Source organism: Flavobacterium sinopsychrotolerans (assembly GCF_900110375.1).
Lineage (GTDB): Bacteria > Bacteroidota > Bacteroidia > Flavobacteriales > Flavobacteriaceae > Flavobacterium > Flavobacterium sinopsychrotolerans.
Window position 1 is genome coordinate 1 of sequence record NZ_FODN01000016.1, and the last position, 5,006, is coordinate 5,006.

The following is a 5,006-nucleotide window of genomic DNA, read 5'->3' on the forward strand; positions in this document are numbered from 1 at the left end:
TCGGCATACAATTCAGGAACTCACGTGGTTACGATAGGATTGGATTTTCTTCAGGGAATCAGTAATTGCCCTTGTACCCAAAGTCCGGTTCACGATTAATTTTAATACTTGCAGTAGTTAAAAAGCGGTTTAAAAATAAGCCGCTTTTTTTTGTTTTAAAGTTTTTAGGGAAAAGTCGTATCGGTCTACTACTAAGCTTTTATTAGAATAGGTCAGGTAACGATTTGGTAACGGTGCTTATTGCTGTACTTTTCAACGTGTTTCCGTTAGCTCATTATAAATCTACATGTTTTTTTAAGTAAATTAGTTCTATTTAACTTAATCTTTTTAAGAGACTCATATTATTATTATTTTAATTCACATAAATCATAATTATATGAATTTACTTAATTGTGATTTAAAAACACATTCATTTCTATTTTGTAATTCTTGTACTGGTGTTTTTATTTGTACATTTAAAATGCTTTTCTTGTCTTTGTACAAGAAGTACTAAACAAAAAAAACCAACTTCTACTGGAATAGATATTGGTTTTGATATTTTTTTATTGTCTAATAAAAATCCGTGCTGCGCTTAACAGCACACTTTAGAGGTTAGTCACCTTATTATGATTTTGAGCAGTATAAGTCTTTATTTCGTTTTGCAAAACGATGTATTAATTAGCTAAAATACAGAAAAAAGCCAATGTACAAGATATTGACTTTTTCGTTTTATTTATTTCACTTTTCCAAATAGTGATTATTTCTTATCAATGTGTACTCACGTGTTTAACCTTCCTCAAAGTCTAATAACCTTCCTCCAATAACTAAATGATGCAATTCATCCATCAGCTTCTCAACCATAACATTCATCTGCCCAACTTCGTCTTTATCGAGTTTTGATAACTTATGATGAAGGATCATATGTCTATCCAAATAAGGAAAAAAATCGATCCAGAACTGCTCAATTAAATATTCATATTTTCGAATATCAGAATCTGCATACAGGCATAACTGCCATAGTGATTGGCTGTACAGATAATTAGGCAAGTAATACGTTTTTGCAAAAATGTATGTCCTGCAAAAGGATAAAAAAAACAATGAAAAAAGATATTCTAAACCCTGATAGTTTTCTTTGGGGTTATTGTGTATTTCAAAGAGCTGGAAAGCACTGTTCTTCGCTGATTTATAATGAAAGTACAAGTCAGCGTGGTAGGGATTGTGGGGAACTTCCCAATGAAATTCAGGATGGTAAGGGAAGGATGAATATACGAGGTATTTATCTTGAATTATAGTGGCAAAAAAACGCTGATTTTGATACAAGTTATTTTGTATCCAGCAACGGTTGTGACTTAGCAATACAAAATCATATTTCCCATCCATTTTGCTTTTAAGGGATTGGCTTATCAGGCTTAATTTTTCATTTCCAGCACCTTTAGCTATCAGCATCAAATAATAGGTAGTTTTTTCACCGTAAGCAATTTGATGATACAAGTAAATCTGTTCGACTTCAACAGAATTTAGTATGGTTTCAATGGCAATTTCAAGAATTATATTTTTTGGATTGCCATCAATCTGATTCGGAACTTTTTGCACTTGCAAGGATCCTTTTTTTATCAGTTTCTTTAGTTCATCAAGCCGTCTTTCGATCAGACCGTAAACATTTTTTTCAGTAATTCCAACTGCTTCGTACATCTCATTTTTATATATTGCATCATCATCGGCAGTTGCTTCTTCAGCCTTTACAAACAGGTCATTGAGATAGTATCTATTATCGCTATTTTTTACAAAGTATTTCTGAATCTCAGGAATATATTCGATTAGATTGTTGATCCTTTCGTCCAAACCCAGCGAATTAAGATTATTTCCGAAACAAAGTTCTTCTAAATACTCAAGGTCATAGTTTATCAATCTTGCATAAGATGTAAAAACACTATTTGACGAACCTTCCGAAATGAGATTTTGGACTTGAAACTTATGAAGATCGTGATCGTGATAAAACCTTTCTTGAAAACCATTGAACTTTTTCTTGTATTTTTTCCATTCCCTTGTATTGATGGAAGAATCCCTTAATTCGTCATTTTGGTAGATCACTGCCGGAGTCTGACAGTAGAATTCAATAAAAGGGTGACCCAAAGAAAATCTATGATGAAGCTTTACAGAGTAGATGAAATGGACATTTATCTGATAGCGATTTCTAACTTTCTTTACCCATCTGCTTTGCTGTAGCTCTTGCGCATCGCCATTTTTTTCGATATGGATAATCAGATGCGAAAAAACGGAATGGATATCTCTGGTAAAAAACATCTGAATGATACTGTGCTGATTGACCAATTGTCTCAAGATATTTGCTACATACTCGTTATCGAGTTTTGGAAATGTGAGTTTTTTTGAAGCTTTCATAATGTACGGTTAGTAAGGTGTTGATCTGGAATATTGAAATAGGTATAGACCGATTCTAAAAATAGCCTGACTAATGCAAACCAAGCCATAAGATCAATGTGTTCCTGCAACTCAGGATCATTTTCCAGACCCTTTGCGCTTTCAAAGCTCAAATCCAAGTTTTGAATTCTCTGCTGGAATTTTTCGTAGTATGCTACTCCGACAACTGAAACGGTAATAATCAGCAGGTCGCGTACAAACTTGCTAGAACTGATGGAACGCAAAATATATTTGAGACTGTCATAACAATCATCGCTGGGTTTTGGATTGTCCTTAAGTTCATAACAAAAATGTATCAGTAACTGAAGACAGGAAAAAAGTCCTGCCGTCTTTACATCGCTTGTTTCAGCATCAGGAATTTCAAGTGAGCCGGAAAGAAGCTGTTCCAGTTCGTATTCCTGCAAAAGTTCGGGATACCTGTCCAGCAATAAATCGAGCTTGGGATTTTTTAATTTGTCCAGAAGCCCCCAAATTCCTCTTTCGAGATTGGACTTCTCTGAATCTTGCAGTAACATATTCAATGCTGTCTTCGCCTGTTCGACCGTTTTTACAAGCCTTTTTCCTTTCTTAAAGTTTTCATTATTTTCCATATCATAAAAATTTAGCTTTCGTAAAGTTGGGAATGCGCTGAAAGATATTCTATTCCATTACGGGATATATTATTCTAAAGGATGGGTATTCTTTTTGATCTTTTCAAGACCACTTTCACGCAGTAGCTGGCTTGCATCAAGCATCTTGATTAAATGGATATAGGGCGTGATCAGGTCATAATCAAATTCTACGACATTTGGAGATAATGATATATGTATGATTTCACATAGAAAAAACTCAAATTCATCCAATGATTTCTCTGCAAATGCAATTTGGAATACGGTAAACGGATTTGCATACTCTTCCTTTGTCAATGAACCTTGATGGAGAATCGATTTACAATCAGAGGACTGTTTGACTTTCCACTTTTTCCTTTTGTATTGCAGGCAAAAACAAGCTTTAAGAAAAGATCGAAGGGTCGTATAGAAAACAAATACCTGTCCTGGATATTCTTTTTTGTAAACTTCCTGCTTATTGATAAAAAGAACCGCTTCTGCTAATCTCTGCTTATAGTGGTCTAGAGCTGCATAATCAAAAAAAGCATCAATTACCTCAAAAGGATTTTCTATCTCATAGGCATACCAAAATCTTGTTTCAAAGGATATTGTATTCTTTTTCATAGTGAGAAGATTTAATATTAGCCATCGAAGATCTATTCTTTGGAAAGGATAATCTATTCGGGAAGGGGATATAATAGCGGACAAAAATGGATATTTTACAGTATATTTTTTTACCTTTGAAATTCAGATTTTTTAATCCAAATGGCTTTATCTTTGAGCCTTCAGAAAAATGACACTCGTTATGGAACAGAAAATACATCAGGGAAGAAATGTAAAACGCTTCAGAGAAATGCTTGGTATCAAGCAGGAAGCACTGGCTTTTGATCTGGGAGATGACTGGAATCAGAAGAAAATTTCTATGCTGGAGCAAAAAGATGTAATCGAGGCAGATATGCTTAGGCAGATTTCAGATGCATTGAAAATTCCAGTTGAAGCTTTCCAGAACTTTGATGAAGAGCAAGCAATAAATATTATTTCCAATACTTTTCACGATGAAGCATTCATTGGTAATTCTGGTGGTACTTATAATGTTAATCCATTACAAGAAATTTTAAAGCTTCACGAAGAAAAAATTGCTTTGTACGAACGTATGTTGAAAGAGAAAGATGAAATGATGGCAAGGCTCGAAAAATTAATCAATAAATAATAATAGGAATAATTCTTAATTCATAAAAGGCTCAACTGACCAGTTGAGCCTTTCTACCCGAAGTCCGCTATCGATTTTTTTTTAAATCCAGTACAAATCTATCGAAGAATTTGAAAAACGTCAGCTCTCCGCTTTCCATAACTAGAAAAACATCTTTAAGGGTATCGCTATTCACGCGTCCTTCACGCTCCATAATTTTTGAAAGGCATTTTTCAATACTAATACGGGTCATAATAACTTGTATAGTTATTTTAGGACGGGTCAACATTCTAGTTGTGATTATCTAACCCCAAATCAAGCTCATCTACAATCAGAGAACTTCAAGAAAAGATGGAAGAATTATAATAAAAACTTTAACTATGAAAAAGCAGGTGTATAGTAAGTTTAGGATTAATAATTATATTTGTATAGCTAAAGCAGGATTAATTTAATAATCTGTATAGTTATTTCAGGACGGGTCAAGGACGGGTCAAGTGCATGGATAAAGCATAGATAGTGCATAGATAGTGTATGGATAGTGTATGGATAGTGTATGAAAACAAAGACGCGCCAGACAATCAATATATTTATGCTTATTTCAGGATTGCAGATCAATCTGGAGTGGGAATATCAGTTTACAATGATAAAAATGGAAATACAAGACAAACGGGTGCCAAGGCCTCATTTGCCCATCATATCATCTTAGACTATTATTCCAAGCAGTATTTGTCTTTTGGTATTTCATATAATATCAATAACTTTAAGATTGATGCAAATGCACTCGATCCTGTTGATTTTGACCCTGCAATTAC

At 33.9% G+C, this 5,006-nt stretch carries 5 protein-coding genes; 2 read left to right on the plus strand and 3 right to left on the minus strand.

Annotation, left to right across the window (positions count from 1 at the left end):
- Positions 1-765: 765 nt before the first annotated feature.
- From BMX64_RS15470 to BMX64_RS15480, 3 genes are all read right to left on the minus strand, one after another.
- The gene (locus BMX64_RS15470) at positions 766-2,379 is read right to left on the minus strand and encodes a hypothetical protein (protein ID WP_091174470.1); all 1,614 of its coding nucleotides are present in this window, start codon (positions 2,377-2,379) and stop codon (positions 766-768) included.
- The gene (locus BMX64_RS15475; RefSeq protein WP_091174472.1) at positions 2,376-3,008 is read right to left on the minus strand and encodes a hypothetical protein; all 633 of its coding nucleotides are present in this window, start codon (positions 3,006-3,008) and stop codon (positions 2,376-2,378) included. Before BMX64_RS15475 ends, BMX64_RS15470 begins: the two co-directional genes overlap by 4 nt.
- Before the next feature lie 69 nt (positions 3,009-3,077).
- Positions 3,078-3,629: a hypothetical protein gene (locus BMX64_RS15480; protein ID WP_091174474.1), complete on the minus strand. Its 552-nt coding sequence runs from the start codon at positions 3,627-3,629 to the stop codon at positions 3,078-3,080.
- Positions 3,630-3,810: 181 nt separating this feature from the next.
- Here BMX64_RS15480 and BMX64_RS15485 point away from each other — a divergent pair, with 181 nt between their 5' ends.
- Together BMX64_RS15485 and BMX64_RS15495 are read left to right on the plus strand one after the other, a co-directional pair.
- The gene (locus BMX64_RS15485) at positions 3,811-4,215 is read left to right on the plus strand and encodes a helix-turn-helix domain-containing protein (RefSeq protein WP_091174477.1); all 405 of its coding nucleotides are present in this window, start codon (positions 3,811-3,813) and stop codon (positions 4,213-4,215) included.
- A gap of 510 nt (positions 4,216-4,725) precedes the next feature.
- A partial coding sequence (locus tag BMX64_RS15495) for a type IX secretion system membrane protein PorP/SprF (protein WP_143056089.1) occupies positions 4,726-5,006 on the plus strand: 281 nt, incomplete at its 3' end.

What these genes read in the sequence shown, in the direction of transcription:
- BMX64_RS15470 (WP_091174470.1), bottom strand. Translation starts at nt 2,379, where the DNA reads ATGAAAGCTTCAAAAAAACTCACATTTCCAAAACTCGATAACGAGTAT.
- BMX64_RS15475 (WP_091174472.1), bottom strand. Translation starts at nt 3,008, where the DNA reads ATGGAAAATAATGAAAACTTTAAGAAAGGAAAAAGGCTTGTAAAAACG.
- BMX64_RS15480 (WP_091174474.1), bottom strand. Translation starts at nt 3,629, where the DNA reads ATGAAAAAGAATACAATATCCTTTGAAACAAGATTTTGGTATGCCTAT.
- BMX64_RS15485 (WP_091174477.1), top strand. Translation starts at nt 3,811, where the DNA reads ATGGAACAGAAAATACATCAGGGAAGAAATGTAAAACGCTTCAGAGAA.